Below are 19,450 nucleotides of genomic sequence, written 5' to 3' on the forward strand. Positions count from 1 at the left end.
CTTACTCCTTCGCTTTCTTCCCGAATGCCTTTCCGACAACCGGAATCAATGCAAGCAGGTCCCGGCGTATGTCCCAGAGCGCCCGAAGGAGGATCGTGAGATGCTCCCGAACCGAAATGCCTTCGCTTCGAGAATAGGGGATGCCTCTTAGGGCCAGGAGTTCGCCTAACGCCTGAGTAAATGCCTTGTCCTCGGTGCGGGCTTTCCAGGAGTCATTGATAAGGCCCCAGAGTTTTCTGAGACGGTCGGTCACATCAGCCTGTACCCCGGAATTGAGCGGGACGAACACGGCCTCCTTGCCTGTAAGGCGCTCAGCAATCACCACACCGGGAAAGATGATTTGATTGTTGGGAAAAAGGCTTCGTGCGAAAGCAACAACCGGGCTCTCGGTCCGAATTGCTCCTAGTCCATCGATCTTGACGTCGCGAACGACTCGGGACTTAGGTGCCCCTTCGTAAAGGGCGAAGACATTTGGTCCGGTGTCGTTGGCGATGGAATCGCTCTTCAAGTATTGAAATACCGAGACATCGATCTTCTCGTCGACCAAAACGATCGCGAAAATGCCAGCATGACGCGCTTCCAGCTTCGCCAGCGCTTCTGAACTCAAAAGGTCCTCGGCGGAGCGGATTTCACCGGAAAAGTTCTTCGTCCCTGGCTCCGCGGATAACGCTTCAAGCAGAGGCCTTAACGGTTCAGCCATGATCGCGGGGCTCCCAATTCTTGGTGCTGTGCCGTTACTCGAATTCAGCTAGCGCGAGTTCTCAAGTAGCGTGAGACTACCATAAGTTGTTTATGCTTGCAGTATCGATTCCGGATCTATCGAAACTTCGTGTCCCGGAGCGTCCGGAAAGCCGAAAAATCTCAATGATTCCGTAGCCGGTGCGACACATAAAAAGGTCGCATGGGACTCAAAAGAGCATCCAGGATGAGCATGATGATCCGAACGGCTTTCTCATTTGTGGCTCTGCTGGCCGTGGTCCAACCCGCGATGGCCTGCCGTCACGTGCAGTGGCATACGAGCACCCTGTTGGACTCGCTGCCGGCGGGGGCCCGGGACGAGCCGGTCATCGCGCGCGTCGAGCCGATTCAGCTCTTGAGGCCACCATGGGTCAACGGCGACGACTGGAGATCGACGCCTCTGATCAGAGTACGCGTGATTGAAGCCATCAAAGGCGTGCAGGAGGGGCAGACATTCGTCGTTGATAGCCGTGGCACGTCTTGCGACCAAGCCTTTCCCCGGAACGATCCGAGATTCCAGGCTTACATGATCAACTGGCGTCCCTACATCGTGGGCCGCTTCGAATCCAGCAATTCCGGTGAAGTCTTTCGTGGCGCGTGGAGGCGAGACCTGGCGACCGGCGAGCTCTTGTTTGCGCCCTGATGATCGCGCCGCGCTTCGTTAGGGACTCACCAAGATCGTTCTGAGGTTGCAGATCTGGCCGCAAATCATCCCCTCACGCGCCGCATCGTCATCGAGTGGCGGAACCGCGAGGCCGGGTGCGTATTGATGGCGACCTGCGCGATCTTTCCCGTCGCCAACTTGTAGGTACGCTGCACTTCCAGCGCCGTCGTTCCAGCTTTCACTTTCAGTCCGCTCGCCAGGGCGGGCGAAATCAAAGCCGCGGCGATCTCCTGGTGAACTTCGACGATGCTTTGGCCGAACAGATCTTCGATCAAATGGAAGATCGGCCCTCTGTGGCGCTGCAATAGCCGGCCGACCGCGGCAAACTCTCTGTTGATATAGACCTCGGTCCAGCATACGGGAAGTTCGCTGCCCTCGGTGTGGCGGAAGCCGCGGACCGAAAGCCAATGTTCGCCGCTTGCGATTCCGGTCCGCGCGGCGAGCTTGTCGTCGATCTCGATCATTTCGATCGTGTCGATCGCGAAGCGCACGCCGGTCGCGAAGGCCACGAGGTCGTTGATCGACATGACCTCGTGGACAAAGGAATCGGCGGGTCGGGGAGGGACGACCGTCGTGCCAGCGCCTTGACGCGAGGAGACCAGATTGTCCTCGCGCAGTCGTCTCAGGGCTTCCCGCACCGTGTAGCGGCTGACCGCGAATCGTTCGCACAGCTCCTCTTCGGTCGGAAGCTGCGATCCCACAGGATAGACACCGCTTACGATGTCGTCCTTCAAGGCACGGACAACCTGGAGATAGAGTGGTTCGTCGGACTTGACGTTGGCCGGCGCACGGCTCGGCGGCCTGCCTTTCGGCGTGCCGCTGCGACGTGCCTTCGTGTCAATCTTCGATCCCATAACCTCTCTTGGCGATCAGCGCGGTGCGCTCGAAGCTGATGAACTGTGTCCCGTCAGCCTTTTTGCCGATTGTGCGGACCGTGACAAGTCCTTGTCCGGGCCGCGAGGTCGATTCTCGCTTCGCGAGCACCTCCGATTCTGCGTAGATCGTATCCCCGACGAATACGGGGGCCGTCAGCTTGATGTCGTTCCAGCCGAGATTGCCGACAGCTTTCTGGCTGATGTCGCTGACGCTCATACCGACCACCATCGACAGGGTCAGGCAACTATTGACCAGCGGCCGCTTGAACTCCGACTTGGCGGCATATTCTTTGTCGAAATGCAGGGGATGGGTGTTCATCGTGATCAGGGTGAACCAGGTGTTGTCGCTTTCGGTAATGGTGCGGCCGGGCCGGTGCTCATAGACATCGCCAACGTTGAATTCGTCATAGTACCGTCCAAAGCTTTCGCGGTAGCGCTGGGGGCCGGTCTGATCGTAGCTTTGCATGCTGTCACTCCGAAGCTGGGATGTCGTTGAGGAATGCGGCCGTGTGCTCACCCAATCCAGGTTCATGCAGATTGGGCTGGGCGGGCTCGTGACGGAAGCGGATGGGGGGACCGACATGACGTCGGTTCAGCTCATCGCGCCGGATCATCCCGCGTGCGATCAGGTTCGGGTGCGCCAAAGCTTCAGGCAGGGTGTTGACACGGCCATAGCAGACATCGATCGTCGCAAGATACGCGTTCCATTCCGCCAGCGTCTTCTTGCGGAATTCAGCGGCGAGGAAGTCCATGACAGGCTCTTGATGTGGCCCCGGACCCTGCAGGCACGGTTCGGCCAGATCCGGCCGACCGAACGCGCCGAGCAGGTTGTGAATGAATTTGGGCTCCTGCCCAGCGAGGACGAGATAGCGGCCATCAAGCGTTTCATAGGGGCGATAGAAGGCGGCGCCACCGGTCGTGCGTTCGTGCGCCGGAATCGGTTGGCGGTTTTCCGCAAATGCAGACCCCAGGATATTCAACATCCCTCCGACCATGACCTCGTGCATGCTGATATCGATGTAGTCGCCGACTCCTGTCTGTTCGCGGCGCAGCAGCGCCATCAGGACGCCGGACAATCCCTGAAGTCCGGCGAGAACGTCGGCGGCGGGAATGCCGGGCATCGCCGGCTTTTCGTCATTGCCCAGCGTCATGCTGAGCAGACCGCTTTCAGCTTCCAGGGCCAGATCGTGCGCCGGCCGGCCGCGCAGATCGCCATCCTGCCCGAATGCGCTGATCGAGCAATAGACAATGCGTGGATTGCACGCTCGCACAGCCTCGTAGCCGACGCCGAGGCGGTCCACTGTCCCCGGCCGGAATGACTCGACGAAGACGTCGGCCGTCTCGCAAAGCGAGAGCAGGGCGTCGCGTTGAGCGCGATCCTTCAGGTCGAGCACAACGCTGTTCTTGCCGCGATTGAGATTGCGAAAGAAGACCGTGCTCGGCCCGTCGGAAAGCCCGATGTGCCGGCCGGGATCTCCCTCGCCGGGGGCTTCGATCTTGATGACCTCAGCGCCATGGTCGGCCATTGCCAGGGTGAGGTACGGGCCCGGCAGAAACACCGAGAGGTCGATGACGCGGATACCTTCGAGCTTCATGGAGAACGGACCGGTGCAGTCGGGCGCGCTCTGCCGACATAGGTCGGATTGTCGGCTCCGTATGGCGAGCAAGCTGCCTGGCTCGGGCGCTGCCCATTGATCTTGATCGGGTTCGCAAGCACCCGCATGTTCGGCTTCGCCGGGTGCGAGATGACATTGATCATCCCGGAGGTCTGGAGGAAGGGATTGTCGAGCGCCTGCGCCAGATCAAGCACGGGGGCGACGGGCAGCACGCCATTGAGCTTGCCAAGCCAGTAGGACGTCGAATGTCGGCGCATATCGGCATCGATGATGGAGGTCAGCTCATCGCGATTGGCCTGACGCAAGGCCTGGGTAGCGAAGCGTGGATCGGAGGCAAGGTCCTTCCTTTCGATCGCCTTGATCAGCTCCCCCCAGAACTTGTCGGTCATGCACATGATGAACAGCCAGCCGTCCGAGGTCGGAAAGGTCTGGACCGGAGCGACGGAATAGTGGGCGCTGCGTGGTTGCCGCGAGGAAATGTGGCGCTCGTTAAGATACCAGGTCGCGACATAGCCGAGCTGGTGCAGCGCGACGTCGAGCAGGCAGGTGTCCACGTCGCAGCCTTTGCCGGAACTGCGGGCCTGAATGATCGCGGAGAGGAGCCCCACGGCTGCGGTCAGTCCGGTGGTCTGATCGATGATCGAAGGAGCCCCGAGGCGCGACGGCGGGCCGTCAGGCTCGCCGGTCAGATGCATGAGGCCCGCTTCCGCCTGCATCAGGTAATCATAGCCTGGCCATGACGCGCGATCGTTGTCCCGCCCGTAGGCCGAAAGATGGACGCACACGATGCTTGGGTTGACCGCCGCCAGTGAGCTGTAGTTGAGGCCGAGCTTCGAGGGCAGGTCGCCCCTCAAGTTGTTGAGAAGGGCGTCCGCGCCCGCCGCCAATTCCCTCAGCGCCGCCCTTCCGTCTTCGCTGCGCAGGTCGATGGCGACACTCTTCTTGTTGATATTGAAGGCCTGGAAGTACTCGCTGTCATTGGTACCCAGCATGAACGGGCCGGTCTTCCGCGACGGGTCGCCGCCGATCGCCGCGTTCTCGATCTTGATGACTTCAGCACCGAGATCGGCGAGCAGCATGGTGGCGTAGGGACCCGCGCCGAACTGTTCTACCGAGACGATGCGCACACCCTGGAGTGGCTTCATAGCGCGGGGTTCCTCTTGATGAGCTGCTTGGAGATGATGATGCGCTGCATTTCGTTGGTGCCTTCGCCGATGCAGGTTAGCGGCGCGTCGCGATACAGGCGCTCGATGTCGAATTCCCGCGAATAACCATAGGCGCCATGGATGCGCATGCCTTCGATCGCGTTCTCGAGCGCGGCTTCGCTTGCGAAATACTTGGCCATGCCCGCCTCCATGTCGCAGCGCTCGCCGCGGTCGAATGCCTGGGCAGCGTCGAGCGTGAGCAGCCGCGCGGCACGCGCGCGGGTTGCCATTTCGCCGAGCTTGAGCTGAATGGCCTGATGCTCGCAGATAGGCTTGCCGAAGGTCTTGCGGATCTGGGCGTATTCGGCAGCGAGTTTCAGCGCCCCTTCCGCGATGCCGACGCCCCGCGAAGCGACGTTGATACGGCCCAGTTCCAGTCCTCCGGTGGCTTGAAAGAAGCCCTGGCCTTCGACGCCGCCGATCAGGTGATCGGCGGGCAGGCGATAATTCTCGAAAATCAATTCTGCGGTGTCGATCGACTTGTAGCCGAGCTTCGGCAGCTTGCGGCCGACCGTGAAGCCTTCCTGCTTCGGCGCAATGAACAGGCTCATGCCGTTATAGCGCGGCTGGGCGTTGGGGTTGGTCTTGACCAGCATTGCGAAGCACGAGCCTTCGGCGCCGTTGGTGATCCAGGTCTTGGTGCCGTTGATGACGTAATGGTCGCCGTCGCGCCTGGCGTTCATCCGGATGCCCTGCAGGTCGGTGCCGGCATCCGGTTCGGTCAGCGCCAGCCCGCCACGAATCTCGCCCGAGGCGAGCTTCGGCAGCCACCGCGACTTCTGCTGCGAAGTGCCGAATTTCTGGATCGCCAGAGCGAGCATCAGGTGCGAGTTGATGATGCCTGTGATCGACATCCATACGGACGAGATGCTCATGACGATCTTGGCATAGATTGATGCTGACAAACCAAGGCCGCCATATTCAGGCGCGATGACCGCCCCGAACAGGCCGAGCTCCTTCATCTGCTCGACGACCTGATGCGGATAGCGATCGGCGTGATCGTACTCGCGCACGATCGGCTTGAGCTCGCGCCCGACCCAGCGCTCGATCGTGTCCAGGATCTGGCTTTCTTCGTCCGCGCCCATCGGCGTGTAGCTACCAAGCGCCTGCGTCATCGGGCGAATCCTCCAAAGTTGTACGGACAAATTATCCGCTTCTGGCAAATTGATCTATAAACGCAGCCTTGACGACAAGTAAAGTAGCAAGTAGTTGTCAGGACAAAATTGGGATCTTGATCGGGGAGGAATTATGTCGCGCATGCAATCCGGCCATCCTGAATCGTTCAATGCATCGCGCCGCGCTTTGTCGCTGCCCGTGGTGGTTCTTCCATGCCGGTAGCGGATCTTTTGATCGGCGGGATTTTGCTCGGCGGCGTCTACGCCTTGATGGCGTGCGGGCTCAATCTGATCTTCGGCGTGATGCGGGTGATCAACTTCGCGCATGGCGACATTCTTGCGATCGCCGCGCTGTCCACTGTCTCGATCGCCGTCGGTTTCAAGCTGCCGTTCTGGGTCGCCATCGTAGTGGTCCCGCTCGGTTGCGCGGTGTTCGGCGTCCTCATTCATCTTCTGATCCTGCGGCGCATTGAGGGGGCGCCGATGATCATGTCGCTGCTTGCGACCTACGCGCTGTCGACGATACTGGTCAACGTGGCGATCCTGATCTGGGGCGGCGGCTACAGCGGTCTGCCCGGCGTGCTCAGCGGATCGCTGCGCGTCCTCGGCGTCAACGTATCGATCTCGCGGCTGGTGTCGTTCGCCTGCGCGATTGGTGTCAGCCTTGCCGTATGGTGGTTGCTCGAGTTCACCCGCTTCGGTCGCGCGGTGCGGTCGGTGTCGCGTGCGCCGGAGCTCGCGAGCATTTCCGGCATCGCCATCGAGCGGATTCGCCTTATGACCTTCGCGTTGGGCACCGCGATGGCCGGGTTTGCCGGCGTTCTCGTCGCGCCCGCGTTTGCCGTCGATCCGCAGCTTGGCTCGCGTTTCATCATCAAGGCCTTCGCGGTCATCATCGTCGGCGGCATGGGTAGCTATCCAGGCGCCATTGCCGCCGCGCTGCTGCTTGGTGTGATCGAGGTTGTCGGGAGCTATCTTGCCGGCGCGGTGATCGGCTCAGCCTTCCTGTTCCTGTTGATGCTGGCTGTACTCCTGGTTCGCCCGCGCGGACTGCTTGGTGCGGGAATGCGCGTATGAACCGTATGAAGAAGGTCAATTCCCTCGGCGTCGCGGGTGTGGCCGGCGTCGCCGCACTCGTTCTGCCTCTCATCGGCTCCGACTATGCCGTCTCCTTTTCCATCCAGCTCCTGATCTTCCTGGTGCTGGCCTATTCCTGGAATTGGATCGGCGGATATGCCGGCTATACCCATTTCGGACAGGTGGGCTTCTTCGGCATCGGCGCATATGTCGGGTCGCTCCTGAACTTTCACTTGGGCGTGCCCTGGTATTTCGCCGCCATGATCGCGGGCCTTGCGGGAGCTTTAACCGCGATCCCGCTCGGCGGCGCCATGCTGCGGCTGAAGGGACCGTTTTTCGCCATCGGCATGTTTGGCCTGACGCGGGTGTTGGAAGCCTTTGCGCTCGGCTTCGACTCCGTTACCGGCGGCGGCACCGGCATCTATCTGAAGCCGGTCAGCGATCTCCGTCCGGTCTACTATGTCGTGGCGGCAGTGGCCGGGGTCATGCTGTTCCTGACCTGGAAGCTCGACAACTCCCGGCTCGGCCTCAAGCTGCTGGCGATCCGCGAGGACGAGGATGCCGCGGAGTCGTTGGGCATTCCAACCACGCGACTGAAGATCGGCACGTTCGTGGCGTCAGCGATCGCGCCGGCTGCGATGGGCTCGCTCTATGCGGTCTATCTCGGCTTCATCGATCCGCCCACCGCTTTCGCCCCCAATATCGAGCTCACCACCATTGCGATGGTGCTGCTCGGTGGCATGGGCACGGTGCTCGGGCCGCTCTGCGGTGCGGTCGTGCTCTCCGTGGTGAACGAATTGCTGTGGGCCAACTATCCTCAGATCTACCTGGCCTCGGTCGGCGTGATCATCTTGCTTGCGGTGCTTTTCATGCCGCGCGGCATCGTCAGCCTCGGCATGAAGACCGGCTGGGTCACTGTGAGCCGGCCGCTGTTTCGCCGGCTTGCCGCACGCCATGGCGAGGCGCTGTCATGAGCGACACAATCGTTGCCGTCGAGAAGGTCTCGAAGCGTTTCGCGGGCCGGATCGCGCTCGATTCCGTGGACATTGACGTGACGCGGGGTTCGATCACCGGCGTGATCGGCCCCAACGGTTCCGGCAAGTCGACGCTGTTCAACATCATTGCCGGCACGTTACGGCCCGACACCGGTCGCGTCCTGGTCGACGGGCGCAACATCACCTCGGCGTCGGCGGCGGAGATTTGCGGGCTGGGCGTTGCGCGCACCTTCCAGATCAGCCGACTGTTCGCGGAAATGACGGTGCTGGAAAATCTCGTGGCGGTCGCGCGCGGCCGTGACGATCGTGCAGCGATTGCGCTGGCAATGGAACTGCTGGAATTCCTGGAGATCGCTGATATCGCCGACCGCTGGGGAGCGGAGCTTTCCTACGGTCAACGCAAGCTCGTCGAGATCGCCCGGGCGTTGATGCTGCAGCCCAAGGTCATGCTGCTCGATGAGCCGTTCGCCGGCATCAATCCGCGCCTGCAGAACCGCATCGTCGAACATTTGAGGACGCTTTGCGCCAAGGGCATCACGGTGTTCTTCATCGATCATGAAATGCGCATCGTCCTGAACGAGTGCGATCTCGTCTACGTCCTGGCCGAGGGACGGTTGATCGCCCACGGCGATACCGCGACCGTCCGCAACGACGCCAGGGTATTGCAGGCCTATTTCTGAACAAAAAACCGCGCACAGTTGCAGGGAGGAAAGAGATGATATGGAGGTTCGTTCTGGCGGCAGCCGTAACCGTTGCCGCGCTTGCGCCAGCCGCCTTTGGCAACGCGGCTGAGCCGGTGCGGATCGGTGTGGCGTTGTCGCAGACCGGCAATCTCGCGGACTCCGCGGGGCCATATTTCAAGGGCCTCGACCTCTGGCGCGAACAGGCCAATGCTCGCGGCGGACTGGCCGGCCGCCCGATCGAGTTCGTCGTCTATGACGACCGCTCGGATCCGGCGACTGCGGCGCGGCTCTATGAGAAACTGATCACCAATGACAAAGTCAACCTCGTGATGTCCTCGCTGGGATCGGCGACCGCCGCCACGGGGTCGGCGGTGGCGGAGAAGCACAAGGTTATCATGATCAATGGCGGCGGCGCGGCTGAAGCCATCCAGCAGCGCGGTTTCAAATATGTATTCCAGACCGCCGCGCGGATCTCTTCCTATGCTGACGGCATCGTGCCGATAACGGGGAAGTACCACATCAAGTCGATAGCGCTGGTCTCGCGCGACTATGCCGCCGCACGCGACATCAGCAAGGCGATCAAGGAGTCGCTGAGCGGCAAGGACGTCAAGGTGGTGATAGACGAATATTTTCCGGCCGGCACTGCCGACTTCTCGTCCCAGATCGCCAAGGGACAGCAGCTACAGCCCGACCTTTGGATCGGATTGCTTTACCCAAGCGAGGCCATCGAAACGGTCCGCCAGTTTCACTCGATGAACTACATGCCGAAATTCTTCATCGCCAATGGCGTCTCGCAGGAGGATTTCATCACCTCCGCGGGGAAGGACGCTGAATATGCGCTCGGCATGTCGCTCTACGAGCCGTCGCTGCCGAGCGAAGGCAACAAGGAGTTCGTCAAGACCTACCGCGACAAATACGGCGTCGACCCCGGCTACTACGCGGCCTTTGGGTTCGTCGCCGGCACGGTGCTTGAGGCCGCTGTGAAGAAAGCGGGCTCGATCGACACCGAAAAGGTTCGCGAGGTTCTCACCACCTTGAAGCTGGGCACGGTGATGGGCAAGCATGAGGTCGATCCGACCACCTATATGCAGATCGGCGTACGCGGCCTCGTGGTTCAGGTCCAGAACGGAAAACGCGAGGTGATCTGGCCTGAGGAGTACAAGACCGCCGAGCCGAAATTGCCGATCCCCGCCTGGGACAAGCGCTGAGGTCCGCATGACCGTAATCCCTGCGCCACTTGAGGTTCGGAACGTCACGTCGGGCTATGGCGACGTCGCGGTCATCCGCGGCGCGAGCCTGGTTTTCCCGAAGGGTGTGATCACGACCATCGTCGGCTCGAACGGCGCCGGCAAGTCGACGGTGGTCAAAGTCGCGGCTGGCCTGCTGCGAGCCTGGAAGGGCAACATCAAGGTGCACGGCACCGACATTACCCGAGAGCCTGCCGACCGGCGGGTCTATCGCGGCATTGCTTATGTCCCGCAGGGCCGCATCGTCGTTCCGGAAATGACGGTGCGCGACAATCTGATGATCGGCGCGCATATTCTCGGCAACAACCGCGCGAGGATCGAGGCGGCGACCGAGCGCGTGATGCAGTTGTTTCCTGCACTCAAGCCACGCATGAAGCAGCAGGCCGATACCATGAGCGGCGGCGAGCAGCAGATGCTCGCAATCGGCCGGGCGCTGATGACGAGCCCCGAGATCATCATGCTTGACGAACCCTCGCTTGGCCTATCGCCGAAATTTGTCGATATCGTCTTCGAGCGGCTGATGTCGCTGCGTGACGAGGGCATGACCGTGGTGATGGTCGAGCAGAAGGCTTCGCACGCCCTCGGCATCTCGGACCGCGGCTATGTCATGCACCTCGGCCAGGTGGCCTGTGAAGGCAGCGCCAAGGATTTGCTGGCCAATGAGGATGTCAAGCGGCTGTTTCTCGGAGAGATCCCGGAAAGCATGAAGGCGCTGAGCTTCACCGATGCATGAAAAGTCAGAGTCCGCCAACGTCGCTTCCGTTGTCGATGAAGCCATTAACTCGCGCCAATCCGTGCGGGCTTTCCTGCCGACGCCGGTCGCGCGCTCCACCGTCGAGGAACTGCTGAGGCTCGCGAGCCGCAGCGCCAGCGGCAGCAACATCCAGCCATGGCGGGTTCGGGTGATCGCGGGGGACGTCAAGCAACGGTTGACGAAAGCGATCTTCGATGCCGTCGCGCGCGACGGCTTCGGGCCGTATCAGCGCGAATGGAACTATTACCCCGTTAACTGGCGCGAGCCGTTCCTGTCCCGCCGCCGCAAGATCGGCTGGGACATGTACAGCCTGCTTGGCGTCGCCAAAGGCGATTTCGAGGGCACGCAGCAGGCGCGGATGCGCAATTACGAATTCTTCGGCGCTCCCGTCGGCATCATCTTCACGCTCGACGAAGACCTGGAGATGGGGAGCTGGCTCGATCTCGGGATTTATCTCGGCACGCTCATGATCGCAGCACGCGGTCGGGGACTGCACACCTGCCCGCAAGCGGCATTCGCCGATTTCCACAAGATCATCCGGCCGATCCTCAACATTCCCGAGAAGGAGGTCGTCATCTGCGGGATGGCGCTCGGCCACGTCGATCCGGAGGCGTCGATCAACGCGCTTGTGACCGAGCGCGCGGCGCTGGAGGATTTCGTCACCTTCGAAGGCTTGTGAGGCCGCGATGTCGCTCAGTCTTCCCCAGAAGATGGTTGTCGCCGAAGTCGGCCCGCGCGATGGGCTGCAGAGCTTCGCAGGCTGGATCGACACCGACACCAAGGTCGCGATGATTGATCGCTTGTCCGATCTTGGGCTGCCGGTCATCGAAGTCTCGAGCTTTGCCCATCCGAAGGCCGTTCCGCATTTGCGCGATGCGGAGGAGGTGTTCGAGCGTATCAAGCGGCGGCCGGGAACGGTGTACCGTGCGCTGGTGCCGAACGCCCGCGGCGCCCAGCGCGGCACCAAGGTTCGGGTCGACGAGATGCTCGGCCTCATCACCATCAGCGCGACCTATACGCGCAAGAATCAGAATATGACGATCGACGAGGCGATCGCGCAGAACCTCGAATCGTTTCGGATCGCCGAAGCGCGATCAATCCCCTTCGTCATGGCGCTCGGCATGGCATTCTGGTGCGCTTATGAGGGATTGATTCCGGAAGACAATGTTATCGCCGTGGTCCGCCGCCTGCATGACGGCGGCGTGCGTCGTTTCTATCTCGCGGGCTCGCTCGGCATGGAGGATCCGGCGCACGTCAATCGCCTGTTCTCCCGCCTCGTCGAGCTGTTTCCGGATTCGGCCTTCGGTTTTCACATCCATAATCTCGCGGGAATGGCGACGGCCAACATCCTCGCCGCGCTGGACGCTGGCGTTGCATGGCTGGAGGGCGCGATCTGCGGGATCGGCGGCGGCATCGCAATGCCGACCAAGCTCGGCTCGGTCGGCAATTTTCCGACTGAGGATCTGGTCGCGATGCTGGATGAGATGGGGATTGCGACGGGGATCGATCCGGAGCAAGCGGTGCTCGCGTCGCATGAGATCGCACGACTGCTGCGAATCGAGCCGAAGAGCCATCGCGCGAACGGAGCCACGCGCAAGTCCGTAAGCGAACTCGGCGCCCACAACCCTGATATGAGATACTCATGATCTCCAAGGTGACCTTTCGATCGCTTCTCGCCGTGCCGGCTACATCGCCGCGCTTTCTCGAGAAGGCCGCACAAGCGCCAGCGGATGCGATCTTCATCGATCTCGAGGATGCGGTGATCGCCCCGCTGAAGGAGGGGGCAAGGGGTGATGCGATCAAGGCCATCAACGAGCTCGATTGGGGCCGGCGCGTCGTCGCCGTTCGCGTCAACGGTTTCGGCACCCCTTGGGGCTGCCGCGACATCCTGGACGTGGTCGAGGCCTGCGCGCGGCTCGATTACATCTTGCTTCCGAAATGCGAATCCGCCGCCGACGTGCGCGCGGTCGAGGTCATGATCGCGTCTGCTGAGGCGGCCGCGCCGCGCGAGCGTAAGGTGGGTATCATGGGACTGATTGAGACGCCGTCCGGGGTTGCCAACGTCGAAGCTATCGCCGGCTCGGGCGGTCGGCTTGGCGCCTTGGTGTTCGGAGGCGGCGACTATCAGCTCGATCTGGGAAGCTTCCAGCGGGCGGTCGGCGCGCCGTCCGCCGACTACGTGGTGCTGACCGACGACGACGGGCGCGGCGGGCGGGAACGCCACTGGAACGACCTTTGGCATTTCGCGACCGCGAGGATCGCGAACGCCTGCCGGGCCTTCGGTCTTCTGCCGATCGACGGCCCGTTCTCGGTGATCCGTGATGCGGACGGCTTGCGCGCAGCGGCAAGGCGTGCAGCGGCGCTGGGCTACGAAGGCAAGATGGCGATCCATCCCTCGCAGATCGACACCATCCACGAGGTTCTGACGCCATCAGCGGATCAGATCGCGTGGGCGCGCGAGCTGATCGATGCCATGGAAGTGGCGGCTCGTGAGGGTAGGGGCGCGGTAAAGGACAAGAACGGCGACATGATCGACCTGATGCACGTCAAGCTTGCCAATAAGCTCCTCGAACGGGTGGCCCGCATCCGGAGCGTATCATGAGCGCGCTGGCGGGAATCCGGGTCCTCGATCTTGGTACGTTCATCGCGGGGCCGCACTGCGCCACCATCCTTGGCGAGTTCGGCGCCGAAGTCATCAAGGTCGAGCCTCCAAAGACTGGCGACTCGCTCCGGCGGCTCGGAACCAATACCGATTGCGGCGATACCCTGGTGTGGCTGTCCGAAGCGCGCAACAAGAAGTGCGTGACGCTGGATCTCGGCAGCGAGCGGGGGCGTAAACTCCTCCGGCAACTTGCGGCGAAGTGCGACATCATCGTGGAGAACTTCCGGCCCGGTACACTCGAAAAATGGGGGCTCGGTTACGACGAACTTAAACAGATCAATCGGGGCGCGATCCTCGTTCGGATCTCGGCCTATGGACAGGACGGGCCGATGCGCGCGCAGCCGGGATTTGCGCGCATTGCGCACGCGTTCTCCGGATTGACCTATCTCGCCGGCGAACCCGGCGGCGTCCCCGTGGTGCCGGGTTCGACCTCACTCGCAGACTACATGTCCGGGATGTACGGTGCGATCGGAGCCTTGGTCGCGTTGCGCGCCCGGGAGACGACCGGTGAGGGCCAGTGCATCGACCTGGCGCTCTACGAGTCCGTATTCCGTGTGCTCGACGAGATCGCGCCGGCATTCCAGAAGTTTGGTTATGTGCGCGAGCGGATGGGGGCCGACACGGTGAATGTCTGCCCGCACAGCCACTACCAGACCAAAGACGGCAAATGGGTGGCCATCGCCTGTACGAGCGATCAGATGTTCGCGCGCTTGGCGGAAGCGATGGGCCGGCCGGATTTCGCCTCGGCAGAGCGTTACGGTCCGAAGGACCTTCGACTCGCTGCCCGCGAGGAGGTCAACGCGATCGTCGGCAACTGGGTCGCCTCGCTCGACTGTGAAGCCGTGCTCAAGCTCTGCGCCACCGGTGGCGTCCCAGCGAGCCTGATCTATAGCATCGAGGACATTTTCAGGGATCCGCAGTACCGTGCGCGGGGTAACATCCAAATGAAGGACTCCCGCGCCGGAACGATCGCGGTTCCGGATGTGGTGCCACGCCTTTCGGAGACGCCGGGCGAGATCCGATGGCTGGGCGCCGGCCTCGGCGCCCAAAACCATGAGGTCTATGGCAAATTGCTGGGGCTTGGCCCGGATGAGATCGACGATTTGCGAAGGAACGGGATAATCTGACCGTTCCTCAAGATTGCTTCGATCGGCATTCGAGACCGCCCGACGTCTCTCCGCTCACCTCGGCAAAACACCTACGCAGAACGGTTGATCGGTTCAATCTGGAGGGAATTCCTGGGCTATGGCGGGGCCGATGACGGCGGCACGCCGGACCAACGAGATCGGGCCAAAGACCGAAGAACCCAAAAGCCCGACGGCTCTATCCAAATCATCGGCGCCGGAATGCTGACCAGCCAGGAAAAGCAAATCCTGACGGACGAAGAACGGCAGAATCTCGTTCAATAGGGGCTGCCGGCGTTTTGTGGAATTTCGCCTGCGGCGCGACCGAGATACCATCGACAAGGCGATCAAGAGGCGACGGTGTTGCGGTTGCAACACCGTCATGAAAGGGCGCTCCCTAGAGCATGATCTTTTCGGAAAACCGGTTTCCACCTTTCCGGATCATGCTCTAGCATTTCGTCCTGCTCAGGAGCTTCGGCTTCGCCCTTCGGTCATGATTTTTCCAATTCGGTTATCGCTCATGGGCGACAGGCAAGCTGTCGATACTCCACAAGGCCAAGGACTTGTCCGAATAGTCGCCGCCGGCTTCCGTGCAACCCTCATTGAGTGTTGTATCCGGACTGGGAAACAGAAATGGAGCAGACCGAAGGTTCAGCGGCCGCCAGTCTCCATCTTCAATATCACGGTTCTGGCGAATACCCGGGAACGTCGTCGTTAGCAGCCATTTGCTTCCGGATCGCTTGATGTTTTCGATCGCGCGGTTGATCTGCGCAAATGAGAAATGCACGAAACAATCCCTGCACAAGACAAGATCGTGTCGTGGAATTGGGTCTTCGACGATGTCCATGCGTCGAAATTCCCGGTCGTCCTTGCTATGCTTCAGCAAGTTGGCCTCGATGATCTCAGGTACAATATCGGCGCCAAGATATCGAATATCATCCAGGTCAGTCTCAGCCATCCATGAGAAGTCGCCGCAGGGCAGATCCAGCACCGTTCTCACGCCCAGACTGCGCAGCAAATCCGACAATTCCTTGCGAAGCTTCTGCGTCGCAGTGATTTCAGAGCCGACGCCCGATACAGACGATTTTGCTCCCCAAAGATTGGTCTGATAGATCAGTTTGAAGCGCGCGGCGCGATCGAGGCCGATGAATTCCTGTCGTCGCTCCGCAAACCGCCTTTCGGCAAGTGCCGGACTACGTTCCCTACCGAGAAGAGTCACACAGGAACGAAGAAGCTCATATTGGCTCGCCGAGGTCTCGTTAAAGGCTTCGTCTCTGTTGCTGACGATATCGTCGTAGCCGATCGGACTAACGAATTGGCCCGCCGTAAAATCAACTCTGCGTCCATCGAGGCAATTGTAGAAATGCCACGCCCCATCAACGTCTGTCTTCAGGATATCTCCACCGAGCATTTCCTGAACCACCAAGGCGGTGACTGCGCATTGCCCTGCTGCCGGGTTGTCGCACTGCCATTTGCTGCTGGTCTCGGCAGACCATGATTGTTGCAGCCGTCTATAAAGATCAAGGTATGATGAACATCCGGCCGTCAAAGGTGGATCCCCGTTGTGGCGGGCACCATAGTAGCGGGTGAGGCCAGATGCGACAACCATGGATGAGTGGCCGCCTTCACTCGAGCCGGGTTCGTCCCGGCTACCCGCACATTCGAGCTGCCTATCAGCACGTCGGCTACCGGGCCAATACCAGACTTGGCCGCTGCCATCACATGATCGATTTCGCCTTATGATGCACAGCGGACCAAGCCATCTGATTTGCTTGCGACACACGTGGCGTCAGCGGTGGTGCGACCTGACCCGAATTGTCGGGACGATCACAAAATCAGGGTTGGCAGCGCAGTAGGCCAAGCGGCCTGATGCGGTAGCCTGACATTGCTGGTAGCTGGTGAATCCACAATCGCCCGTGCCAGCAAACTCTTCGCCTTGGAGGCAGTACCGGTACTCGCTAGCTGCGACCGGGGTTACGCCAGTTGCGAGGACGGTCGCGGACGTCGCGAGAGCAAGAAGGAAGGTACGCATCTTTCTCTCCCACGTTGAAGTGCCCCACTCGACGCTGGGACCAAACGTGGGGGTTCGACGTGAACTGGCTCACATCACTGGATTAAAATTTTCGAGATCGACCGCGCAGATGATCGTAAGCAATGGTCCTTGGAGCTTAGGAGCGCCGAAAATGTTAACCTCTCCGCCTTCAGAATGCCGTCAGCCCTGACCGGTACAGTCTTTTATGGACCGGCGGCCAAGGTGATTGCAGACTGGTGCGACACAGCCGCCACGACATCCTGGTAGACGTCCGTGAAAGACTGGCGCAATCTCACGCGTTGTGATCCGCACGAGGAGCAGTCAAATGAAGGCCATGTCAGCGCTCGCAGCACTGGTGCTTTTGCTCGCCCCAGCTTCCGGCGCACAGGCATCCACGTTCGGTCATTGGTGTGAGCGGGCGGTGAAACAGCGGACGCTGACGCCCTCAGCGTATCGCCGGGTCAATCTCATCGAATGGCAGCAGCCGGTCTTCTTCACCCCCTATTTTGCCTGGCCTCCGCAGCAGCCGCACAGCCGCCTCGAGGCGTTCGTAGAGTATGACATTCACAACAGGTTCGGCGTTCCGCTGCGGTCTATGGCCAAGTGCGTCTATGGTCGAGAAAGCGGTTGGCCTTGATATGCCCTGTACCGCGATTCAGGTGTGCGTCGGCCAGTGTCGCTCGCGGAACCAGGTGCGGTACTCCGACGACATCTTCGTGCGCTGCGCCTGCGGCGCATGCCGCTTGCAGGTGGATGCCTCCTCGCTGTTATCTGGCGCGCCCCACCTCACCTCGACGCAGTCGTTCGGGTTATAGGCCATCTCGAAGCTCGCGGCCCGGTCGAGGACCTCCTTGAGCGACAGCGTCCACTGCGAGCCATCGCTGCGGGTGTAGGATATTTTTCGCGAGGCGAGTTCGGACGCAAGCACCCCTTGCAGCTCGCTTTGCACGTCCGCGATGCTCCTGCCGTTCGGCATCGCGTAGCGCGCCCCACGCCGCACGACGCGATCAGGATAACCCCGCACGACGTCCATCGCGATCAACAGGCGGAAATCGCGCGCCGGTGTGGAGTAATCCTCCCAGGCGCCCGAGGTCTCGAAGATCGAGGGGCCGTTGGGCATGGCCACCTCGCCGGCCTGCTTCTCCTGATATTTTCGTCCGTTTTCGACCGAGGTCACACGCGTCTTCACCTGCTCGTTCAGGCTAGCGATGGCGTCCGTCATCGCTTTCACGGGATCGAGAGGCTCGGGCGACATCACGTCGTCCATGCGATCGTAAAAATCCTCGGCACTCATCTTTGACTGATCAAGCGAAAAATCGGCGTACTGTGGATTGTTGGTGATTTCGGCGTTGGCCAACCGCCGCAACGAACCGCCTTTGTCGCGCACGATCGGCCGGAAGTGCTTGAAGCCCGGGCTGCCGAGCGCAGGATCGTGCACGAACAGGAAATTGCCGCGCCAGAAACGCTTTCGCGTGATCGACCCGTCCGGCTCGGCATCGACGGCGAGGAAGACGCCCGGCTTGCCGTCCATCTCCGGCACGCGATGAACGAGCATCAACACGTGTCCATAGGGGTCGGCGTACACCGTGCCCGGGCGGAGCGTATCTTGCGCCAGCGGAACGGTGTAGAAATCGGTGTTCTCGTCGCTCGCGGCGACCCGCACGGCGCCGGTATGCACGACGTCGCCGACGTCCCGCAGATATTCACCGAACGTTGTCGGCGGCTTTGGCTGCGGCTTCTGCGGAGCCGCGGCCGGCGCTGGTGTCTGGGCCGACGGGGGCCCGCCGAACATGTTCAGGATCCTCGGCGTCTGCCCAGGCAGCGTGGCGTCGGCGATCGTCGCCGGTGCGATCTCCTGTTCGGGCGGCGCCGGCGGACGTGTCACCTCCGGATGCTCCATGTCGAACCACTGGTAGCATTTGGGCGCCCTGCCGCCGGCGCCGCGTGAGCAATTGGAATAGCCGAACGGCAGCCCGACCTTGTAGGCAAAATAGGCGCGCAGGAAGTACACGAAGTCGGCGCAGTCGGGGCGAAGGCCGGTCTTCACATTGTCTTCGCCGCGACCAAGATGGTTGAACAGGAAGTTGCGTGACCGGTCGCGCAGGACTTCATGCCAGGCTTTCCAGGACAGATCCTGATCAGGCGGCGCGTCGAACAGTTTCTCGATCCACGCCGAGAACAAGGCTTCGGTCTCGTGATTCCAACTGTTGCGCACCTTCCAGAAGCGGCCGGCGGGAATAGCCACAGGGTCCGGCTTGCGCGCGCTCACGGGGATGTCGTGAGTGATCGTGCTGCAATCCGCCGTCGGGTGGTCGAGCGCGAGCGTGGCGTGCCACGTCCCCGCGGCCGGCGCGGCGACCTCGGCAAACCAGGAGTATGGCGCACCGCCGTGCCGATCTGACGATTTGGCCGCGACGCTTCCATCGGGCGCGACCAGCGACATCACACCCTCGAGCGGCTTTTCGCTGACGATCATGACGCGCAGCGGCGCCCCCTTCCAAGGAGCGAACGGCGAGGGCAAGACCGATATCCCGGCGGTCTCCCCGCACGGGCCCGACGCCGCGTAGGCAGACGATCCAACTGTTGCGAAAATGAACGCGGCTGTTGCGGCAGCAAACCGGCTGGCGAGATGCATTTTGACAACCTTTCTGGAGGAAGCCGGA

The 19,450-nt window shown here is 61.4% G+C and carries 21 protein-coding genes; 11 read left to right on the top strand and 10 right to left on the bottom strand.

Annotated features, from left to right (window positions below; all coding sequences use genetic code 11):
* Position 1: 1 nt before the first annotated feature.
* Positions 2-700, bottom strand: coding sequence for a hypothetical protein (locus tag OZ411_RS25745; RefSeq protein WP_282530205.1), 699 nt, complete (start codon positions 698-700; stop codon positions 2-4).
* Between the two features lie 225 nt (positions 701-925).
* On the opposite strand from OZ411_RS25745, the gene OZ411_RS25750 reads away from it, so the two are divergent.
* Complete coding sequence (locus OZ411_RS25750) at positions 926-1,381, top strand: hypothetical protein (protein WP_282530206.1); 456 nt, start codon at positions 926-928, stop codon at positions 1,379-1,381.
* Positions 1,382-1,446: 65 nt separating this feature from the next.
* Here OZ411_RS25750 and OZ411_RS25755 read toward each other — a convergent pair whose 3' ends face one another.
* The 5 genes from OZ411_RS25755 to OZ411_RS25775 are packed head-to-tail and all read right to left on the bottom strand — an operon-like array spanning position 1,447 to position 6,213.
* Complete coding sequence (locus tag OZ411_RS25755) at positions 1,447-2,256, bottom strand: GntR family transcriptional regulator (RefSeq protein ID WP_282530207.1); 810 nt, start codon at positions 2,254-2,256, stop codon at positions 1,447-1,449.
* Entirely contained in the window at positions 2,240-2,743 is a 504-nt protein-coding gene (locus OZ411_RS25760) for a MaoC family dehydratase (protein ID WP_130581604.1), read from the bottom strand. The genes OZ411_RS25755 and OZ411_RS25760 overlap by 17 nt, the downstream gene beginning before the upstream one ends.
* Positions 2,744-2,747: 4 nt before the next feature.
* Positions 2,748-3,872 carry a CaiB/BaiF CoA-transferase family protein gene (locus OZ411_RS25765; protein WP_282530208.1) on the bottom strand — a complete coding sequence of 375 codons (1,125 nt, stop codon included), beginning with the start codon at positions 3,870-3,872 and terminating at the stop codon, positions 2,748-2,750.
* Positions 3,869-5,038 (bottom strand): CoA transferase, encoded by a 1,170-nt coding sequence (locus OZ411_RS25770; RefSeq protein ID WP_282530209.1) that lies wholly within the window; start codon positions 5,036-5,038, stop codon positions 3,869-3,871. The genes OZ411_RS25765 and OZ411_RS25770 overlap by 4 nt, the downstream gene beginning before the upstream one ends.
* The gene (locus OZ411_RS25775) at positions 5,035-6,213 is read right to left on the bottom strand and encodes an acyl-CoA dehydrogenase family protein (protein ID WP_282530210.1); all 1,179 of its coding nucleotides are present in this window, start codon (positions 6,211-6,213) and stop codon (positions 5,035-5,037) included. The genes OZ411_RS25770 and OZ411_RS25775 overlap by 4 nt, the downstream gene beginning before the upstream one ends.
* A gap of 213 nt (positions 6,214-6,426) precedes the next feature.
* On the opposite strand from OZ411_RS25775, the gene OZ411_RS25780 reads away from it, so the two are divergent.
* Genes OZ411_RS25780 through OZ411_RS25820 form a run of 9 tightly spaced genes read left to right on the top strand, consistent with a single transcriptional unit; the run spans position 6,427 to position 14,758 of the window.
* A complete protein-coding gene (locus tag OZ411_RS25780) occupies positions 6,427-7,290 on the top strand; it encodes a branched-chain amino acid ABC transporter permease (RefSeq protein WP_282530211.1) in 864 nt (287 codons plus the stop codon).
* A complete protein-coding gene (locus OZ411_RS25785) occupies positions 7,287-8,264 on the top strand; it encodes a branched-chain amino acid ABC transporter permease (RefSeq protein WP_282530212.1) in 978 nt (325 codons plus the stop codon). The genes OZ411_RS25780 and OZ411_RS25785 overlap by 4 nt, the downstream gene beginning before the upstream one ends.
* Complete coding sequence (locus OZ411_RS25790; protein ID WP_282530213.1) at positions 8,261-8,965, top strand: ABC transporter ATP-binding protein; 705 nt, start codon at positions 8,261-8,263, stop codon at positions 8,963-8,965. The genes OZ411_RS25785 and OZ411_RS25790 overlap by 4 nt, the downstream gene beginning before the upstream one ends.
* A gap of 35 nt (positions 8,966-9,000) precedes the next feature.
* On the top strand, positions 9,001-10,176 hold the full coding sequence (locus tag OZ411_RS25795; protein ID WP_282530214.1) for an amino acid ABC transporter substrate-binding protein: 1,176 nt from the start codon (positions 9,001-9,003) through the stop codon (positions 10,174-10,176).
* Between the two features lie 7 nt (positions 10,177-10,183).
* A complete protein-coding gene (locus tag OZ411_RS25800) occupies positions 10,184-10,948 on the top strand; it encodes an ABC transporter ATP-binding protein (protein ID WP_282530215.1) in 765 nt (254 codons plus the stop codon).
* Positions 10,941-11,648, top strand: a complete 708-nt coding sequence (locus OZ411_RS25805) for a nitroreductase (protein WP_282530216.1) — start codon at positions 10,941-10,943, stop codon at positions 11,646-11,648. The genes OZ411_RS25800 and OZ411_RS25805 overlap by 8 nt, the downstream gene beginning before the upstream one ends.
* A 7-nt stretch (positions 11,649-11,655) precedes the next feature.
* The gene (locus OZ411_RS25810) at positions 11,656-12,615 is read left to right on the top strand and encodes a hydroxymethylglutaryl-CoA lyase (RefSeq protein ID WP_282530217.1); all 960 of its coding nucleotides are present in this window, start codon (positions 11,656-11,658) and stop codon (positions 12,613-12,615) included.
* Positions 12,612-13,571 (top strand): CoA ester lyase, encoded by a 960-nt coding sequence (locus OZ411_RS25815; RefSeq protein WP_282530218.1) that lies wholly within the window; start codon positions 12,612-12,614, stop codon positions 13,569-13,571. Before OZ411_RS25810 ends, OZ411_RS25815 begins: the two co-directional genes overlap by 4 nt.
* A complete protein-coding gene (locus tag OZ411_RS25820) occupies positions 13,568-14,758 on the top strand; it encodes a CoA transferase (protein WP_282530219.1) in 1,191 nt (396 codons plus the stop codon). The genes OZ411_RS25815 and OZ411_RS25820 overlap by 4 nt, the downstream gene beginning before the upstream one ends.
* Positions 14,759-14,851: 93 nt before the next feature.
* Here the strand turns inward: OZ411_RS25820 and OZ411_RS25825 are convergent, their stop codons facing one another.
* From OZ411_RS25825 to OZ411_RS25835, 3 genes are all read right to left on the bottom strand, one after another.
* On the bottom strand, positions 14,852-15,139 hold the full coding sequence (locus OZ411_RS25825; protein ID WP_282530220.1) for a hypothetical protein: 288 nt from the start codon (positions 15,137-15,139) through the stop codon (positions 14,852-14,854).
* Positions 15,140-15,266: 127 nt separating this feature from the next.
* The gene (locus OZ411_RS43380) at positions 15,267-16,364 is read right to left on the bottom strand and encodes a class I SAM-dependent methyltransferase (protein ID WP_349017036.1); all 1,098 of its coding nucleotides are present in this window, start codon (positions 16,362-16,364) and stop codon (positions 15,267-15,269) included.
* Between the two features lie 180 nt (positions 16,365-16,544).
* Complete coding sequence (locus tag OZ411_RS25835; RefSeq protein ID WP_130581505.1) at positions 16,545-16,787, bottom strand: DUF3551 domain-containing protein; 243 nt, start codon at positions 16,785-16,787, stop codon at positions 16,545-16,547.
* Positions 16,788-17,112: 325 nt separating this feature from the next.
* Here OZ411_RS25835 and OZ411_RS25840 point away from each other — a divergent pair, with 325 nt between their 5' ends.
* Positions 17,113-17,424, top strand: a complete 312-nt coding sequence (locus OZ411_RS25840) for a hypothetical protein (RefSeq protein WP_282530221.1) — start codon at positions 17,113-17,115, stop codon at positions 17,422-17,424.
* Positions 17,425-17,442: 18 nt separating this feature from the next.
* Here the strand turns inward: OZ411_RS25840 and OZ411_RS25845 are convergent, their stop codons facing one another.
* Positions 17,443-19,422, bottom strand: a complete 1,980-nt coding sequence (locus OZ411_RS25845) for a hypothetical protein (protein WP_282530222.1) — start codon at positions 19,420-19,422, stop codon at positions 17,443-17,445.
* Positions 19,423-19,450: the final 28 nt, after the last annotated feature.

Source organism: Bradyrhizobium sp. Arg237L (assembly GCF_029990105.1).
Taxonomy (GTDB): domain Bacteria; phylum Pseudomonadota; class Alphaproteobacteria; order Rhizobiales; family Xanthobacteraceae; genus Bradyrhizobium.